Source organism: Bradyrhizobium sp. CW1 (assembly GCF_023100665.1).
In the GTDB taxonomy this organism is placed as follows: domain Bacteria; phylum Pseudomonadota; class Alphaproteobacteria; order Rhizobiales; family Xanthobacteraceae; genus Bradyrhizobium; species Bradyrhizobium canariense_D.
In genome coordinates this window covers 3,643,109-3,658,828 of record NZ_CP064684.1, presented here as the reverse complement: position 1 = coordinate 3,658,828, position 15,720 = coordinate 3,643,109, and the positions used below count along the sequence as shown (strand labels likewise).

Sequence of the window (15,720 nt, the reverse complement as noted above, 5' to 3'; positions counted from 1 at the left end):
GCCGGAGGAAAAGTAATGGCGATCAAATACGGACGTCCGATCGAGTTGCGCGAGGTCTCGCGCCGGGATGGCACTGGGGCCTCCCCTGCCCTCGATCTGACCGTCCGCCCGCGCCGCAACCGCAAGGCCGAATGGGCCCGGCGCATGGTGCGCGAGAACGTGCTCACGACGGACGATCTGATCTGGCCGCTGTTTCTGATCGACGGCAACAACAAGCGCGAGCAGATCGCCTCGATGCCGGGTGTCGAGCGTCTCAGTGTCGACCAGGCCGTGCGCGACGCCGAGCGGGCGATGAAGCTCACCATCCCGTGCCTCGCGTTGTTTCCCTACACCGATCCGTCCCTGCGCGACGAGGAGGGCTCGGAAGCCACCAACCCGAACAATCTGGTCTGCCAGGCGGTGCGCGCGATCAAGAAGGAATTCCCGGAGATCGGCATTCTCTGCGACGTCGCGCTCGATCCCTTCACCAGCCACGGCCATGACGGCCTGATCTCCGACGGCAAGATCCTGAACGACGAGACGGTCGCTGTGCTCGTGCGTCAGGCCCTGGTGCAGGCCGAAGCCGGCTGCGACATCATCGCGCCCTCCGACATGATGGACGGCCGCGTTGCCGCGATCCGCGAGGGCCTGGATCGCACCGGCCTGCTCGACGTGCAGATCATGGCCTATGCCGCAAAATACGCCTCCGCGTTTTACGGCCCGTTCCGCGACGCCATCGGCTCGGCCAAGACGCTCACCGGTGACAAGCGCACTTACCAGATGGACAGCGCCAACACCGACGAGGCGCTCCGCGAGGTCGAGCTCGACATCGCCGAGGGCGCCGACATGGTGATGGTCAAGCCCGGCATGCCCTATCTCGACGTCGTCCGTCGCGTGAAGGACACGTTCGCGATGCCGACCTTCGCCTATCAGGTGTCCGGCGAATACGCGATGATCGCGGCCGCCGCCAACAACGGCTGGCTCGACGGCGACCGCGCCATGATGGAGAGCCTGCTCGCCTTCAAGCGCGCCGGCGCCGACGGTGTGCTGAGTTATTTCGCACCGAAGGCGGCGGAGAAGCTGCGGACGCAGGGGTAGGCCCCAAGGTCGTCCCGGCGAAGGCCGAGCGCCCCTGTCTCTAATCGTCGTCCTGGCGAAAGCCAGGACCCATACCGGGTGATCTAGCGAGAGCACGCGGTATCGATACCGGCGAACGTACTAACTTCCAGTTTTCGCCAAGCTTGTCCCTGGGGTAATGGGTCCTGGCTTTCGCCAGGACGACACTGAGGGTGTGGCGCCGCGTCCTTTCCTCCCGCCTCCGCCGCCCCCGAATCGCCGGAATATTTCGGCTTGTTAATCTCGGCGCCCTTGGCACGCGGACGGCCTGTTCCCATGTCCTTCCACGGGAGTCCTGCCACGGGAGTTTCCCTCGGGAGAATGGTCATGTCGTATTCGGACTCGGGCAATGCCTGGCGCAATGACGGTGGGGCGCAGCCACATGCCTACGATCCCTATCTGCACCCGGAACTGTTCCGCGGCGTTGCGACGCGGCGGGTCTTCGCCTTCCTGATCGACATGGTTGTGATCTCGGTGCCGGTGATCCTCGGCTACCTCTTCATCGCGGTGTTCGGCGTGGTCACGCTCGGCATCGGCTGGGCGCTGTTCTGGCTGGCCTGGCCGGCCTCCGTGATCTGGGCCATCGTCTATTACGGCGCCTGCATCGGCGGTCCGTCGTCCGCGACCATCGGCATGCGCGTGATGGATCTTGAGTTGCGCACCTGGTACGGCGCGCCCGGCTATTTCGTGCTCGGGGCCACCCACGCCGTGCTGTTCTGGGTGACCGTCTCGTTCCTGTCGCCTTTCGTCGTCCTGGTCGGCCTCTTCAACGGCCGCAGGCGCTTGCTGCAGGATTTCGTGTTGGGGACGGTCGTGATCAACAATTCCGTTCGTGCGCCGGTGCCCCAGGGCGCCAGGACCTACTGATCAGCGACCTTTCGATCAAGGACCTACTCATCAACCAACCTGGATCAAGAACCTATCAACCTGGACCCGCTATGCTGTCCGATCTGACCTGCCGAGTAGACCGATTGACCGGGGGCTTTCGTAGCGCGATGCTGATGCACATTTTGGAGGCCCACGACGTCCCTTGACCCAGCACTCGCGCGACACCCCACAATTTTACCTCACGGCGCCCTCCCCCTGCCCCTATCTGCCGGGCCGGCACGAGCGCAAGGTGTTTACGCACCTCGTAGGTGAGCGCGCCGGTGACCTCAACGACCTCCTGACCCATGGCGGCTTTCGTCGCAGCCAGTCGATCGCCTACCGTCCCGCCTGCGACCAGTGTCGCGCCTGCGTCTCGGTCCGGGTGATCGCCAACGAGTTCCGCCCCTCCCGCAACTTCCGCAAAGTCATCGCGCGCAACGCCGACATCATCGGCGAGCAGCGCAGCGCGGTGCCGACCTCCGAGCAATATTCGGTGTTCCGCGCCTATCTCGATTCCCGTCACCGCCATGGCGGCATGGCCGACATGACCGTGCTCGACTACGCCATGATGGTCGAGGACAGCCACGTCGAGACCCGTATCATCGAGTACCGCAAGCGCGGTCCCGACAGCGGCATCACCGGCCGCGGCGAGGAGTTGATCGCGGTGGCGCTGACCGACGTGCTCAGCGACGGCCTGTCGATGGTCTATTCGTTCTTCGAGCCGGGCGAAGTCAGCCGCTCGATGGGCACCTTCATGATCCTCGACCACATTGCCCGCGCCCGGCGGCAGGGATTGCCTTACGTCTATCTCGGCTACTGGATCGAGGGCTCCAAGAAGATGGACTACAAGGCCCGCTTCCTGCCGCAGCAGCGCCTCGCGCCGTCAGGTTGGCTGCGCATCGACGCGCAAGGCGATGCGACGTCCGAGCCGCAGGATTAGCTCTCCGTCATGCCCCGCGAAAGCGGGGCATCCAGTACGCCGCGGCGCCTCGGCTCAGTCACTACTGTCTCTGGAATACTGGGTCGTCCGGTCAAGCCGGACGACGACAGCCGTGGTGTGGTCACCCGAACAGCGTGTCCGCGAGCAGCTTCAAGTTCAAAACCACGATGATGCCGGCGACGATCCACGCGATCGCCGCGACCCATACCGGTATGACGAACTTGCCCATCTTGCGGCGGTCGGAGACGAAGCGGACCAGCGGGATGACGGCGAAGGGCAATTGCATCGACAACACGACCTGGCTGAATACCAGCAGATCAGCCGTGCCGCGCTCGCCATAGATCGCGGTGACGACGATCACGGGAATGATCGCGATGCCGCGGGTCAGCAACCGCCGCGCCCAGCTCGGCAGGCGCAGGTCGAGAAAGCCCTCCATCACGATCTGGCCGGCGAGCGTCGCCGTCACCGTTGAATTCAGGCCCGAGGCGAGTAGCGCCACTGCGAACAGCGTCGAGGCGATGCCGAGGCCGAGCAACGGAGACAGCAGCTCGAAGGCCTGGCCGATCTCGGCGACGTCGGAATGGCCGCTCTTGTGGAAGGTTGCAGCAGCCACCACGAGGATCGCGGCATTGATGAACAGCGCCAGCATCAGGGCGATGGTCGAATCCGTCGTCGCCCATTTGATCGCCTCGCGCCGGCCTTCGTCGTTGCGCTCATAGGCGCGCGTCTGCACGATCGAGGAGTGCAGATAGAGATTATGCGGCATCACGGTGGCGCCGATGATGCCGATCGCGATGTAGAGCATTTCGGGGTTGGTGAAGATCTCGGTCTTCGGCACAAATCCCCTCAGCATCTCGGCGACCGGCGGGGCTGCCGCGGCAAGCTGGACGGTGAAGCAGACTGCGATCACGACGAGCAGCGCGATGACGAAGGCTTCGAGGAAACGGAAGCCCCGATTCATCAGGATGAGCAGCAAAAAGGCATCCAGCGCGGCGATCAGCGCGCCGCCAATCAGGGGAATGCCGAACAGCAGCTTGAGCGCGATCGCGGTGCCGATGACCTCGGCGAGATCGCAGGCGATGATCGCCGCCTCGCAGGCAAGCCAGAGTAGAAAGTTCACGGCCGGCGAATAGGTCCCGCGGCAGGCCTGCGCGAGGTCGCGGTCGGTGACGATGCCGAGCCGTGCCGCCAGCGATTGCAGCAGGATCGCCATCAAATTCGAGAGCAGGATGACGGAGAGCAGCGTGTAGCCGAACTTGGACCCGCCGGCGAGATCCGTCGCCCAATTGCCGGGGTCCATGTAGCCGACCGAAACCAGATAGCCCGGGCCGACGAAGGCGAGCAGGCGCCGCCACCACACCCCCGCGATGGGGAGGGCGACCGAGGCATTCACCTCGGCCAGGCTCTTTGTCATCGGCGCGTCATTGCGCCAGCCGGCAGCATCTCGGGTCAGATCGGGAGAGCGAGCATCCATGCGGCGAGAATACCGAAGTCGAGCCTTATTGCAACTCATTTGCAACTGCATCTAGCCGCGTCGGTCCCTCGGCGGTCGCTATGTGTCGCCCCTGTCGGGAAGCGGGTGGGTTTGGGAGCCTCCCGAGGCGGATACTGGCGCCAACCCGACTTTGCAGGAAACGAGCCATGTCAATTCCCCCGCGCCTCCCCGAGACATTCAACCGCCTCGCCTGGTCCAATTTGGCGGCACAGTCGGCCGAACAGATCGCGCTGGCCGCGGCCCCCATCGTCGCGGTGCTGACGCTCGGCGTGGCAGAAGGCCAGACCGGCCTGCTCCAGACCGCGCTGACCCTGCCCTTCGTCCTCTTCGCCATCCCCGCCGGCCTGCTGGCCGACCGCATCTCCCGCCGTTCGCTGATGGCGGGCGCCGAGGCGCTGCGGGCCGCGGCCCTTGCAGCGATCGTGCTGCTGCTCGCGCTCGGCGCGCTCAATCTGCCGCTGCTGGCGCTGCTCGGCTTTGCCGCCGTGTGCGGCACCGTCGTCTACAGCGTGGCCGCGCCGGCGCTGGTGCCCTCGCTGGTGAGTTCGGACCTGCTACCGGCGGCCAATGCGCGGATCGAGCTCGCACGCACCATCGCCTTCGCCAGCGGCCCTGCGCTCGGCGGCGCGCTGGTCGGGTGGTGGGGCGCGAGCCCGGCCTTCGGCTTTGCGGCCGCGCTGTCCGCGATCGCCGTCGTGCTGCTCTCCGGCATCTACGAGCCCGCCCGCACGCCGGCGCCACGGCGGCATCCGTTTCAGGACATCCGCGAAGGCGCGGCCTTCGTGTTTCATCATCCGCTGCTGCGGCCGGTGTTCATCACCCAGTTCATCTTCAACACCGGATGGTTCCTGCAGATCGCGGTGTTCGTGCCCTATGCCGTACGTCACCTCGGCCTAAACGCGGTCGGCGTCGGCACCGTGCTGACGATGTACGGTGTCGGCATGGTGATCGGCGCGCTGTTCGCGACGCGGGTGATGAAGCGCATCGCGTTCGGCACGGTCGTCGGCCTCGGCCCCGTTACCGGCTTCGTCGCGGCGGTGGTGATGGCGCTGACGGTGCTGGTCCCCTCGCCCTGGCTTGCGGCCTTCTGCTTCTTTCTGCTCGGCGTCGGGCCGATCCTGTGGGTGATCTCGACCACGACGCTGCGCCAGTCGGTGACGCCGCCTCGCCTGCTCGGCCGCGTCTCCGCCATCAACATCATGAGCTATGGCGCCCGTCCGGTCGGCTCGGCGCTGGGTGCGATCGTCGGCGGCCTGTGGAGCGCCGAAGCGTGCCTCTATCTCGCCGCCGCCGTGTTCGGCGTGCAGGCGCTGGTCATTTGGCTCTCGCCCGCGGTGGCGCTGGACCGGCAGCCGGACATGGTGGGCGATGAGGCGGTGGCGCGGTGTTAGCTGCACTGTCATTGCGAGCGAAGCGAAGCAATCCAGAATCCGTCCGCGGAGACAGTCGGGATTGCTTGGTCGCAAGAGCTCCTCGCAATGACGGAGTATGTTGAAGCAGCCAGCCTAATTCGCCAGATACCGCTCGTAGCTGCCTGTCACCGGCTCGCTCGCGTCCACCTCCGGATCAAGCGTGTAGAGATCCTGCGCACGGCCGATGCCACGCAGCGCGTAGCGGCCTGTGGAGACGAGATAGCGGCGGCCGGCGGCGTCGAGGCCCTTGTAGAATTCTGCCGACGCCAGCAGCTCGCGATCGACCGAACGGCTCATCGAGGCGATGCGGCTGACCTCGTTCACGGTCGGACCGACCACGGTGAAGTCGAGCCGGTCCTCGCTGCCAATATTGCCGTAGAAGACCTCGCCGACATGCAGGCCGATATAGGCGGACGTGGTGGGACGGCCCTCCGCGCCCCGCCTCAGGTTCAGCGCAGCGACGTTCTTGCGGAACAGATGCTCGGCGCGCAGCGCCGCGCGCCGGGCATGCGCCATGTCTTCACCGGTGAACATCGCAAGCACGCCGTCGCCGATCAGCTTCAGCACGTCGCCGCCGGCGTCGTGGATCGCGTCGATCACGGCCTGCGCATAGTCGTTGAGGAACGGGATGATCTCGTCGGGGCCGATGCTCTCGCTGATTCCGGTCGAGCCGCGCAGATCCGAATACCACAGCACGGCGTTGATGCGCTCGGTGACGCCGCGCGAGATACGTCCGCTCAAGACCTGCTCTGACGCATCGCGGCCGAGATAGACGCGGCCGAGCGTGCGCGCGATGTCGACCTGCTGCGCCGACTTGATCGCGAGCCCCAGCACCGGCACGAGATCGCGCAGCGCGGCGAGTTCGGCGTCGGCGAAGCCGCTGTCGCGTCGCGTTGTCCAGGAGGAGTAGAGGCAGTCCATCTGCCCCAGCGCTCCGGTCTCCCCGAAGCGGTGCACAAAGGCCAGGAAATGGCGATGACCGGTTTCGGCGAGCTCGCCGATTTGCGAAAAATCGAGCGAGGGCGCGTCGGCGAGGTCGATCACCATCTCGTCGTGACCGTGCTCGAGCAAATGATAGAAAACCGACCGGCGCCAATTGTTGGCCGCGTCGCCCTCGGCCGTCGAGCCGTATTCGACGACGTCGCTCTCGTTGGTCGGTGTATCGCTCCAGCGGAAGGCGCGACCCTCGTAGATCGGGTGCAGCGTATCGATGACGACAAGGCCACGCGAGAGTTCCAGCCCCTCGGCGCGGCAGCGCTCGCAGAAGCCGCGCAGCAGTTCGGGTTCGGGCAGGCCGGTGAGCCCCTGGCCGGCCAACCAGTTCATCAGCGCAAGGCGAGAGGTCAATTGCATGCGCCATTATGGCGTGCATTCGTGACGAGCGAAAGGCGGCGCGCGGAGCTTGCGTCGCCAAAGCTCCGCTCACGGCCAAGGCTCCCGCCCGCGGCAGGTCGCATATGTCGCGGACGCTGTTGACGCGCTCCCGCCTCGGGCGGCAAATGCGAATGATGACACCGCCGATCAGAAATACGGGGATATGAGCCAGCGCCAGCTTCCGATCATCCTGGCGCTCGGTACCACGCAGACCCTGGCCTGGGCCTCGAGCTACTATCTGCCGGCGCTGCTCGCCGATCCCATGGCGCGCGATCTCGGTATCTCCTCCAACTGGGTGTTTGGCGCGTTCTCGACCTCGCTGGTGATTTCGGCGCTGCTCGGGCCGCGCATCGGGCGACAGATCGATCTGGTCGGCGGCCGGCAGGTCCTCTCGGTGTCGAACCTGACGATCGCCGCCGGCCTCGTTCTGCTCGGCCTCTCGCAATCGGTGGCGGTGATGGCAATGGCCTGGCTCGTGCTCGGCATCGGCATGGCGATGGGTCTCTACGACGCCGCCTTCGCCGCGCTCGGGCGCATCTACGGCACCGAGGCGCGCAGGCCGATCACCGGCATCACGCTGATGGCGGGCTTTGCATCGACCGTCGGCTGGCCGCTCACCGCCTGGGGCCTGTCGCATTTTGGCTGGCGCGACACCTGCTTCGCCTGGGCCGCTGCCAATATCCTGATCGGCCTGCCGCTCAATTTCTTCCTGCTGCCGACGATCAAGGGCGCCAAGCAAGCAGCGGCGACAGCGGCGAAGCCGCATCTGCCGCTCGACCGCACCATGGTGCTGCTCGCCTTCATCTTTGCCGCGGTCTGGACCGTCACCGGCGCGATGGCCGCGCATTTCCCGCGCATCCTGGAGGCAACCGGCGCGACGCCGGTCGAGGCGATCGCGGCCGGTGCGCTGATCGGCCCCGCGCAAGTGGCCGCACGGGTTCTGGAGGCAGGCTTCCTCAGCCGCTTTCATCCGCTGTGGTCGACGCGGCTCGCCTGCCTCACTCACCCGATCGGCGCGGTGGTCGTGGCGATCTTCGGCGGCGCCGCGGCCAGTGCGTTTGCGCTATTCCACGGCTCCGGCAACGGCGTCCTGACCATCGCGCGCGGCACGCTGCCGCTGTCGATCTTCGGCCCCAAGGATTTCGGCTATCGCCTCGGCATCATCGGCGCGCCGGCACGGATGGCGCAGGCCGTGGCGCCGCTGGCCTTTGGCCTGCTCATCGACGTCATGGGCGCCAAGGTGTTGATCGTCTCCTCCGCGCTCAGCCTCTCGGCGCTGGCCGCGCTGTTCATGATCCGCGCGCAACCGCGGCCGGATTGACCGGGCCGGAGCTTTCGCGCACAAGCGCAGCATGACCGAAGACACGCGCCCACCCCGCACATTCAAAGGCCTCCTGCGCTGGGCGACTACGCCGCCGCAGGCCTGGGGTGTCTATCTCCTCGCCGTCATCCTGGTCTGGCTGATCTCCTTCTACGCCGGCTCGCTGAAACCGAAGAAGGCGCCGGAAGCGAGCCCGCCGCCGGTCACGGCACCGCGCACCTAGGCCGGCTTCGTTTCGCCGGTCGCGATCCAGATGCCGGCGAACACGGCGACCAGCCCGATCAGTAGATTTGGCGTGATCGGCTCGCCGATCAGCAGCGCGGCGAGCAAGGTGGCGGCGATCGGATTGACCGTCATCGTATTGGCGACCCGGGTCGGCGTCGCGCGCGCCAGCGCCATGACCCAGAGGATGAAGGCGAGCGCACCGCCGCCGATGCCGAGATAGATGCCGGCAATCCACTGCGCCGTCGTGAACTGCCCCAGCGCTGCAAAGCTGCCCTTCACGATACCCGCAAGCACCAGCACGGCGGCGCCTGCCCCCATGCCGACCGTGAGAAAGCCGAGCGGGCTGGAGCGCTGCATCAGCGGGCGCGACAGCACGTTGTAGAACGCCATGCAGAACACGGCACCGGTCATGATCAGCTCGCCGCGCCAGGCCTCGGGCGGGCTTTGCGCCAGGCCCGCGGCCAGTGCCGCCGCCACGCCGAGCACCGCTATGCCGACGCCGGTGATCTTGCGCGCCGTCAGCCGCTCGACGCCGAGGATGGCGCCGACCACCATGGTGTGGAGCGGCAGCGTCGCCAGCGCGAGACTGGCGCGCGCGGCGGTCGTGTAGGACACCGCGATGTTGTAGAGGATGAAGAACACGCCGAAAAAGCAGATGCCGAGCAGCGCCACGGCCGGCCAGTCGGACCGCTGCGGCCAGCGCACGCCGAGCAGAAGCGCGCACGGCAGCAGGCAGAGAAAGCCGATCCCCCAGCGCAGGATCGCGAGCAGGATCGGATCGGCGCCGCCGACCAGATAGCGGGTGATCGCCGCGGCAGTGCCGCCAAGGCTGCTCGACGCCAGCGCGATCGCAACCCCGGCCCACTCACCCACAATCGTCTCCCGTTGCGGAGCTTGCTGAGGGCGCTAGCACGCCCCTGCTGCCACCGTAGTGGCAACAGGGGCGTCGCGGGAAGCTAGTCGTAAAACTCGGGCGACATCTTCTGGCTGTCGCGCTGGATCTTGTCGTGGTTGATCCAGAGTTGCGCCTTCTCCTTGCCGAGCGTGTCGGCGATCTTCTGCATCGAGGCCGCGCTCTGGTCCTTGTTGGCGTTCATGCTCGGCACACGGCGGTTGTCCCAATTGTCTTTGAAGTGCACCGCATCGCCCGACAGCACGACGGCGCCGGTCTTCGGCAGCTTCACCAGCAGCGATTGGTGTCCCGGCGTATGGCCGGGCGTCGACAGGATGGTCACGCTGCCGTCGCCGAACACGTCCTTGTCGCCCGCAAGCAGTTCGACCGGATGCGACGGCTTGAAGCGCGGCTCGTTGTTGGCGCCGGGCCAGTCATACTCGGCCTTCTGCACATAGAGCATGGCCTGCGGGAACAGCTCGACATTGCCGGTATGGTCGGGATGGGTGGGCGAGACGGCCATCATCTTGACGTCACCGGGCTTGAGGCCGAGCTGTTCGAGCTGCGCGGCAAGCATCTTCGGCCGGCGCCAGGTCACGGCTTTGGGATCGGCGGGCGCAAGGCCATTCGGCATCGCGGCGACTGCGTCGGCGATGCCGGTATCCCACAGGAACCAGCCCTTGGCGTGCTTGACGAGATAGCAGCTGTCGACGAAGTCCATCGTCTTGCCCTCGTTGAGGCCGGGCGTCCAGCGCGAGATGTCGCCGGCGGTGCCCTCCCCGCAATTGAACACGTAGAGCTTCTCGACACCGGTCTTTTCGGACTGCGCGAGCACCGCATGACCGGACAGAACGAGTGCAGCGACAACGACGGCGAGCTTGATCTTTTTGATCTTTGGCATCATTCGTTCCTCCCTTGCAGCCAGGTCGGCTGTCTTGTCGGCTGTGACCGAGGATCAACCCTGGTCCGTTCGCAGAATTCCCTTAAAAACTATCGCCAATGCGGGCAGGCTCAATGCGGGCAGGTCTCGACCTCGACGGTGACGTGGCTGAGCCCCTTCAGTCCGGCGAGCCGCTTCTTGTAGACCGCCGGCTGCTTCGGCTGGTCCGACACCACCGACACCAGCACGGCACAATGGCCGGGGCCGACCTGCCAGAGATGCAAATCGGTGACGCGGTCGTCGCCGATCTCCATGCGCGCCCGGATCACACGCTCGAGCTTCTCGTCAGCGCGCACGTCAAGCAGCACCGCGCCTGATGTCTTGATCAGGCCGAACGCCCAGCTCGCGATCACGGCGCTGCCGATCAGGCCGACCGCCGGATCGGCCCAGGCCCATCCCGAATACATGGCAACCAGGAGCGCGGCGATCGCCAGCACCGAGGTCGCCGCGTCCGCCATGACGTGGACATAGGCCGCGCGGAGATTGTTGTCGTGGTGGTGGTGATCATGGTCATCGTGATCATCATGCGCATGGCCATGATGGTGATGACCATGGTTGTCGCGGAGCAGCCAGGCACTGGCGAGGTTGACGCACAGGCCGAGGGCGGCGACCACTATCGCCTCGCCATAAACGATCGGCACCGGATTGATCAGCCGCAGCACGCTCTCATAGGCGATCTCGACCGCGATCAGGCCGAGGATGATCGCGCTGGCGAAGGCGGCGAGATCGCCGAATTTGCCGGTGCCGAAGCTGAAATGCGAGCTCCCCAGGTGCCGCCGCGCAAAGCGATACGCGAACGCGGCAATCCCCAGCGCCGCCGCATGCGTGCCCATGTGCCAGCCGTCGGCGAGCAGCGCCATCGAGCCGAACAGCGAGCCGGCGACGATCTCGCCGACCATCATGACCAGCGTCAGGATGACGACGAGCCAGGTGCGCCGCTCGTTCTCGTCGTGCTTCTCGCCCAGGAAGGCGTGGTCATGGGTCCATTGTTCGACGGAATGGGAATGCATCGCAAAGTCTCCGAGAGGTTCGGCCCGTTGACACCAATATAGACCTGCGGGAGGTCCGGGCAAAATCGAGGAACGAGCCGATTGACAGGTCGGGGGCGTTTCGGTGTAATGAAGGTCATGGGGATTTGAGCGATCTCCCCACGAGGCGACATGCCCAAGTATCGCGTCCCGTTTGTTCTTACGAGGGCGCATCATGTCTTCCTACACGACGATATCATCTGACAAGCTGGCACGGTTGATCGGCACGGCGAATGCCCCTGCCCTGATTGACGTGCGCACCGACGAGGATTTTGCCGCCGACCGGCGGTTGATCCCAGGTTCGATCAAGCTCAGCCACGACAATGTTCCGGAATGGGGTGCCGAATTCGCCGGCCGCACCGCCATCGTCTCCTGCCTGCGCGGCGCAAAGCTGGCGCAGGGCACGGCGGCCTGGCTCAGGCAGCTTGGGGTCCAGGCCGAGACGCTGGAAGGCGGATTCGAGGGCTGGAAGGACGCAAAGCTGCCGCTGCTCGATACCCGCAAGCTACCGCCGCGCGACGTCAAGGGACGCACCGTCTGGGTGACACGGGCGCGGCCCAAGGTCGATCGCATCGCCTGCCCCTGGCTGATCCGACGCTTCGTCGATCCCAATGCGGTGTTCCTGTTCGTGGCACCGTCCGAAGTGGTCGCCGTCGGCGAACGCTTCAACGCCGCCCCCTTCGACATCGAGAACGTGTTCTGGAGCCACCGTGGCGAGCTCTGCACCTTCGATGTCATGATCGAGGAGTTCGGGATTGCCGCGCCGGCGCTGCTCCGGCTCGCAACAATGGTACGCGGCGCCGACACCGCGCGGCCCGACCTTGCGCCGGAGGCCCCCGGCCTGCTCGCGGCTTCGCTCGGGCTGTCGCGGATGTATGATGACGACCTCGAACAGCTCGAGGCCGGCATGCTGCTCTACGACGCGTTCTACCGCTGGTGCCGTGACGCGACGTCTGAGACCCATAACTGGCCGACCAACAAGGCAAAGGCTTGATGGATACGCGTACGATCGAAACCGGAGCTGATGCCGGTCACGGCGTCAGCTTCAGTGAAGCCTTTCGCGTCTGGCTCCGTGTCGCCTGCCTGAGTTTTGGCGGGCCCGCGGGCCAGATCGCGGTGATGCACCGCATCCTGGTCGAGGAAAAGAAGTGGATCTCGGAAGGCCGCTTCCTCCATGCGCTGAACTACTGCATGCTCTTGCCGGGCCCGGAGGCGCAGCAGCTCGCAACCTATATCGGCTGGCTGATGCATCGCACTGCCGGCGGGCTGATGGCGGGCGGACTGTTCATCCTGCCCGGCATCATCGCCATCATGGGCCTCAGCTACGTCTACGCCGCCTACGGCAATGTCAGCTTCGTCGAGGCGCTGTTCTTCGGCTTGAAAGCCGCCGTGCTCGCCATCGTCGTCGAGGCCGTGGTGCGCGTCGGCAAGCGCGCGCTGAAGAACCGCATCATGATCGCGCTCGCCGCGATGGCCTTCGTCGCGATCTTCTTCTTTGCCGTCCCCTTCCCCATCATCATCATCGCCGCAGGCATCATCGGCTATGCCGGCGCGAGAAGCGGCCGTCCGGAGTTCGCGCCGGCCGGTCATGGTCACGGCGGCAGCAGCGCCTTGATCGACAGCATGCTGGGCGACGCCGTGCCCGATCATGTCCGACCCAACACCGCCCGCACCATTCGCGTCGGCGCGCTGTGGCTTGCGCTCTGGCTGGTGCCGGTGATCGCGCTCGTGCTTGTGCTCGGGCAGGCCAATGTCTTCAGTCACATCGCGCTGTTCTTCTCGAAAATGGCGATGGTCACCTTCGGCGGCGCCTACGCAGTGCTGGCCTATGTCGCCCAGCAGGCGGTCGAGCACTATCACTGGCTCAAGCCGCACGAGATGCTCGACGGCCTCGGCATGGCCGAGACCACGCCGGGTCCGCTGATCATGGTGCTCCAGTTCGTGGGCTTCATGGCCGCCTACCGCGACGCCAGCGGTCTGTCGCCGATGCTTGCGGCCACGCTCGGCGGATTGCTCGCGACCTGGGTCACCTTCACGCCCTGCTTCCTCTGGATCTTTGTCGGTGCTCCCTACATCGAACGGCTGCGCGGCAACACCGGGCTTGCGGGCGCGCTGAGCGCTATCACCGCCGCCGTCGTCGGCGTGATCCTCAACCTCTCGATCTGGTTCGCGCTGCACACGCTGTTCCGCGAGACCGTGCCGGTGCATGCGTTTCCGCTGGACTTCGACATGCCGGTGCTGACCAGCATCGACATCCCCGCGCTGCTGCTGTCGATCGCGGCGGCAACTGCGATCTTCCGGTTCAAGCTGGGGATGTTGACGGTGCTGGCCGGCAGTTGCGCGGCGGGCGTGGCGTTGCGGCTGGCGGGGGTGATCTAGGACACCGACTGATTGGTTCGTCACGTCCGGTTTGCCAATGGAAGGCATCGCTAAGCGGTCAGGGTTGCATGGCGACTATGCTCAGGGGCAAGGACCCAAGGACCGACCTTGATGAGCAGGCGTTTGGCCTAGAGGCCACGCGCGCTCGAAACACCGCAGCGACCCGCAGCAGGATCTTTTGGACCAACCGAGCGCTTTCCAAATAGTTGAGCGAAGGTGTCGGAACGAGGTGCCGCCGGACGTCTTCCCAGATATCGGCCCCAACCAGAGGTCATGCAATGGATAGTTCCATCCTGAAGCCTGCTTCGGAGCTTGCTGGTACGAACAAGGCTCATTTTCCCAACGAAAGCGTCGATTATCGCCGCGCCCGGCAAGACCTCCTGACGAAGGAGATCGAGCTGCGTCGTCAGATCGAGCTTGTCGCTGAACTGCGCCGGGCGCTTCCGCCCGGCGGCGAGGTGAAGAAAAACTACGTGTTTGAAGGCGAGAATGGCAAAGTGAATTTCGTCGATTTGTTCGACGGCAAGCAGACGCTCGCGGTCTACAGCTACATGTTCGGGCCGCAGCGGCAGACGCCCTGCCCGATGTGCACCTCATTCATGAGCACATGGGAGCACAAATTACCCGACATCGAGCAGCGTATCGGGTTCGTCTTCATCGCGCGGTCACCGATCGCCAGGTTGATCGAGGCAAAGAAGGCGCGCGGCTGGACGCGGCACAAGGTCTTCTCTGACATCTCCGGCGATTACACGCGCGACTATGTCAGCGCCGAGGATGCCGACGTGCCCGGCTACAGCGTGTTCACACAGCGCGACGGCACGATCCGACATTTTTGGTCCGGCGAGATGAGCGGCACGATGGCCGACCCCCAACAGGATCCGCGCGGCGCGCCCGACTTCGATCCGCTCTGGACCATCCTCGATACCACGCCAGAAGGCCGCGGCACCGACTGGTACCCAAAGCTCGCTTACTGAGCCTCCTGCCGTCAGTGATAGTGATAATGCGCGCGCGGCTTCGCTAGCATGTTGCAATGCCATCCGCGCGAAAGCGATGCCTGTGATCCTGACGAACCCGGACGAGGTCGAGACGTGGATGACCGCGCATGGGATGAGACCAAGGGCCTACAAATGCCAAAGCTGCGTTGTTGATCGTAGCTCGACCGGCATCCCGCTAAGCGTGACCCTCGCCGTCATTTTCGACGGAGCCGCCTTTCGGCGCTTTGTGAGGCATATCCCATCCAAAGTAGACTTCCACCCGAACGATCTTGTCTCCGCGAGCAGTGGTTACCTCGCAATTACGAAACCTGTGCCCCCCTGCGGCAGCTGCCTCATAGACGATGACTGCTCGGCTTCCATCCTCGGTCGCGATGACTTCATCGAACGAATTGGTCTTCTCGCTGTTGGGCCAGCAACGGCGCAGATAAGTCGCACGATCCAACTCATTGTCGATTGGACTTGAGAAGTGATAGTCGTCCGCAAGAAGCGCTTCGATCGCTGTCCGATCCTTATCGACGTATGCCTTTAACCTGGCACGTGCCAGATCGAGCGTGCTTTTCGTCATGCCGTTTTTCCTTTTAGAGTTCGACCGAACGTAAGGCCGACCGCGACTCTTCAACAAAGAGCTCGGGGCCTCAAGCTGGGCGAAAGCGCCTTCCCTTGCTGGCGTCATGCCACGATAGAAGCGACATCAGATAATTTGAGCCTTAACAACCTTCGGTAAAAATCGTTCCGGGCTCGCGCTGCACGCGCTTGG

15 protein-coding genes are annotated in these 15,720 nt (G+C 65.2%); 9 read left to right on the top strand and 6 right to left on the bottom strand.

Annotation, left to right across the window (positions count from 1 at the left end):
* The first annotated feature begins 15 nt into the window (after positions 1-15).
* From hemB to IVB54_RS17920, 3 genes are all read left to right on the top strand, one after another.
* Positions 16-1,077, top strand: coding sequence for a porphobilinogen synthase (gene hemB / locus IVB54_RS17930; protein WP_018456862.1), 1,062 nt, complete (start codon positions 16-18; stop codon positions 1,075-1,077).
* Between the two features lie 345 nt (positions 1,078-1,422).
* Positions 1,423-1,962, top strand: coding sequence for an RDD family protein (locus IVB54_RS17925; protein ID WP_007611123.1), 540 nt, complete (start codon positions 1,423-1,425; stop codon positions 1,960-1,962).
* A gap of 163 nt (positions 1,963-2,125) precedes the next feature.
* Positions 2,126-2,902 (top strand): arginyltransferase, encoded by a 777-nt coding sequence (locus IVB54_RS17920; protein WP_018458387.1) that lies wholly within the window; start codon positions 2,126-2,128, stop codon positions 2,900-2,902.
* Between the two features lie 121 nt (positions 2,903-3,023).
* Here IVB54_RS17920 and IVB54_RS17915 read toward each other — a convergent pair whose 3' ends face one another.
* On the bottom strand, positions 3,024-4,376 hold the full coding sequence (locus tag IVB54_RS17915) for an Nramp family divalent metal transporter (protein WP_018458388.1): 1,353 nt from the start codon (positions 4,374-4,376) through the stop codon (positions 3,024-3,026).
* Between the two features lie 167 nt (positions 4,377-4,543).
* Here IVB54_RS17915 and IVB54_RS17910 point away from each other — a divergent pair, with 167 nt between their 5' ends.
* Positions 4,544-5,788 (top strand): MFS transporter, encoded by a 1,245-nt coding sequence (locus tag IVB54_RS17910; RefSeq protein WP_247777415.1) that lies wholly within the window; start codon positions 4,544-4,546, stop codon positions 5,786-5,788.
* Between the two features lie 114 nt (positions 5,789-5,902).
* On the opposite strand, the gene IVB54_RS17905 is transcribed toward IVB54_RS17910, so the two are convergent.
* On the bottom strand, positions 5,903-7,162 hold the full coding sequence (locus IVB54_RS17905) for an adenylate/guanylate cyclase domain-containing protein (protein ID WP_026233569.1): 1,260 nt from the start codon (positions 7,160-7,162) through the stop codon (positions 5,903-5,905).
* 184 nt (positions 7,163-7,346) lie between these two features.
* Here IVB54_RS17905 and IVB54_RS17900 point away from each other — a divergent pair, with 184 nt between their 5' ends.
* Positions 7,347-8,504, top strand: coding sequence for an MFS transporter (locus tag IVB54_RS17900; RefSeq protein WP_247777412.1), 1,158 nt, complete (start codon positions 7,347-7,349; stop codon positions 8,502-8,504).
* A 31-nt stretch (positions 8,505-8,535) separates the two neighbouring features.
* Positions 8,536-8,727 carry a hypothetical protein gene (locus IVB54_RS17895; RefSeq protein ID WP_085353412.1) on the top strand — a complete coding sequence of 64 codons (192 nt, stop codon included), beginning with the start codon at positions 8,536-8,538 and terminating at the stop codon, positions 8,725-8,727.
* Here IVB54_RS17895 and IVB54_RS17890 read toward each other — a convergent pair.
* The 3 genes from IVB54_RS17890 to dmeF all read right to left on the bottom strand — a co-directional run bounded on the left by IVB54_RS17890 (position 8,724) and on the right by dmeF (position 11,571).
* Positions 8,724-9,602 carry a DMT family transporter gene (locus IVB54_RS17890; RefSeq protein WP_085353414.1) on the bottom strand — a complete coding sequence of 293 codons (879 nt, stop codon included), beginning with the start codon at positions 9,600-9,602 and terminating at the stop codon, positions 8,724-8,726. The two genes, IVB54_RS17895 and IVB54_RS17890, sit on opposite strands and share 4 nt — an antisense overlap.
* An 83-nt stretch (positions 9,603-9,685) precedes the next feature.
* The gene (locus IVB54_RS17885) at positions 9,686-10,525 is read right to left on the bottom strand and encodes an N-acyl homoserine lactonase family protein (protein ID WP_247777410.1); all 840 of its coding nucleotides are present in this window, start codon (positions 10,523-10,525) and stop codon (positions 9,686-9,688) included.
* Positions 10,526-10,632: 107 nt separating this feature from the next.
* Positions 10,633-11,571: a CDF family Co(II)/Ni(II) efflux transporter DmeF gene (dmeF, locus tag IVB54_RS17880; RefSeq protein ID WP_247487871.1), complete on the bottom strand. Its 939-nt coding sequence runs from the start codon at positions 11,569-11,571 to the stop codon at positions 10,633-10,635.
* 193 nt (positions 11,572-11,764) lie between these two features.
* Here dmeF and IVB54_RS17875 point away from each other — a divergent pair, with 193 nt between their 5' ends.
* The 3 genes from IVB54_RS17875 to IVB54_RS17865 all read left to right on the top strand — a co-directional run bounded on the left by IVB54_RS17875 (position 11,765) and on the right by IVB54_RS17865 (position 14,942).
* Positions 11,765-12,583, top strand: a complete 819-nt coding sequence (locus IVB54_RS17875; RefSeq protein WP_247487869.1) for a chromate resistance protein ChrB domain-containing protein — start codon at positions 11,765-11,767, stop codon at positions 12,581-12,583.
* Entirely contained in the window at positions 12,583-13,968 is a 1,386-nt protein-coding gene (gene chrA / locus IVB54_RS17870) for a chromate efflux transporter (RefSeq protein WP_247298209.1), read from the top strand. Before IVB54_RS17875 ends, chrA begins: the two co-directional genes overlap by 1 nt.
* Before the next feature lie 278 nt (positions 13,969-14,246).
* Positions 14,247-14,942, top strand: coding sequence for a DUF899 family protein (locus IVB54_RS17865; RefSeq protein ID WP_247298207.1), 696 nt, complete (start codon positions 14,247-14,249; stop codon positions 14,940-14,942).
* Between the two features lie 196 nt (positions 14,943-15,138).
* Here IVB54_RS17865 and IVB54_RS17860 read toward each other — a convergent pair whose 3' ends face one another.
* A complete protein-coding gene (locus IVB54_RS17860; protein WP_247298205.1) occupies positions 15,139-15,528 on the bottom strand; it encodes a nuclear transport factor 2 family protein in 390 nt (129 codons plus the stop codon).
* Positions 15,529-15,720: the final 192 nt, after the last annotated feature.

What these genes read in the sequence shown, in the direction of transcription:
- IVB54_RS17925 (WP_007611123.1), top strand. Translation starts at nt 1,423, where the DNA reads ATGTCGTATTCGGACTCGGGCAATGCCTGGCGCAATGACGGTGGGGCG.
- IVB54_RS17915 (WP_018458388.1), bottom strand. Translation starts at nt 4,376, where the DNA reads ATGGATGCTCGCTCTCCCGATCTGACCCGAGATGCTGCCGGCTGGCGC.
- dmeF (WP_247487871.1), bottom strand. Translation starts at nt 11,571, where the DNA reads ATGCATTCCCATTCCGTCGAACAATGGACCCATGACCACGCCTTCCTG.
- IVB54_RS17895 (WP_085353412.1), top strand. Translation starts at nt 8,536, where the DNA reads ATGACCGAAGACACGCGCCCACCCCGCACATTCAAAGGCCTCCTGCGC.
- IVB54_RS17865 (WP_247298207.1), top strand. Translation starts at nt 14,247, where the DNA reads ATGGATAGTTCCATCCTGAAGCCTGCTTCGGAGCTTGCTGGTACGAAC.
- IVB54_RS17885 (WP_247777410.1), bottom strand. Translation starts at nt 10,525, where the DNA reads ATGATGCCAAAGATCAAAAAGATCAAGCTCGCCGTCGTTGTCGCTGCA.
- IVB54_RS17910 (WP_247777415.1), top strand. Translation starts at nt 4,544, where the DNA reads ATGTCAATTCCCCCGCGCCTCCCCGAGACATTCAACCGCCTCGCCTGG.
- IVB54_RS17900 (WP_247777412.1), top strand. Translation starts at nt 7,347, where the DNA reads ATGAGCCAGCGCCAGCTTCCGATCATCCTGGCGCTCGGTACCACGCAG.
- hemB (WP_018456862.1), top strand. Translation starts at nt 16, where the DNA reads ATGGCGATCAAATACGGACGTCCGATCGAGTTGCGCGAGGTCTCGCGC.
- IVB54_RS17860 (WP_247298205.1), bottom strand. Translation starts at nt 15,528, where the DNA reads ATGACGAAAAGCACGCTCGATCTGGCACGTGCCAGGTTAAAGGCATAC.
- IVB54_RS17875 (WP_247487869.1), top strand. Translation starts at nt 11,765, where the DNA reads ATGTCTTCCTACACGACGATATCATCTGACAAGCTGGCACGGTTGATC.
- chrA (WP_247298209.1), top strand. Translation starts at nt 12,583, where the DNA reads ATGGATACGCGTACGATCGAAACCGGAGCTGATGCCGGTCACGGCGTC.
- IVB54_RS17905 (WP_026233569.1), bottom strand. Translation starts at nt 7,162, where the DNA reads ATGCAATTGACCTCTCGCCTTGCGCTGATGAACTGGTTGGCCGGCCAG.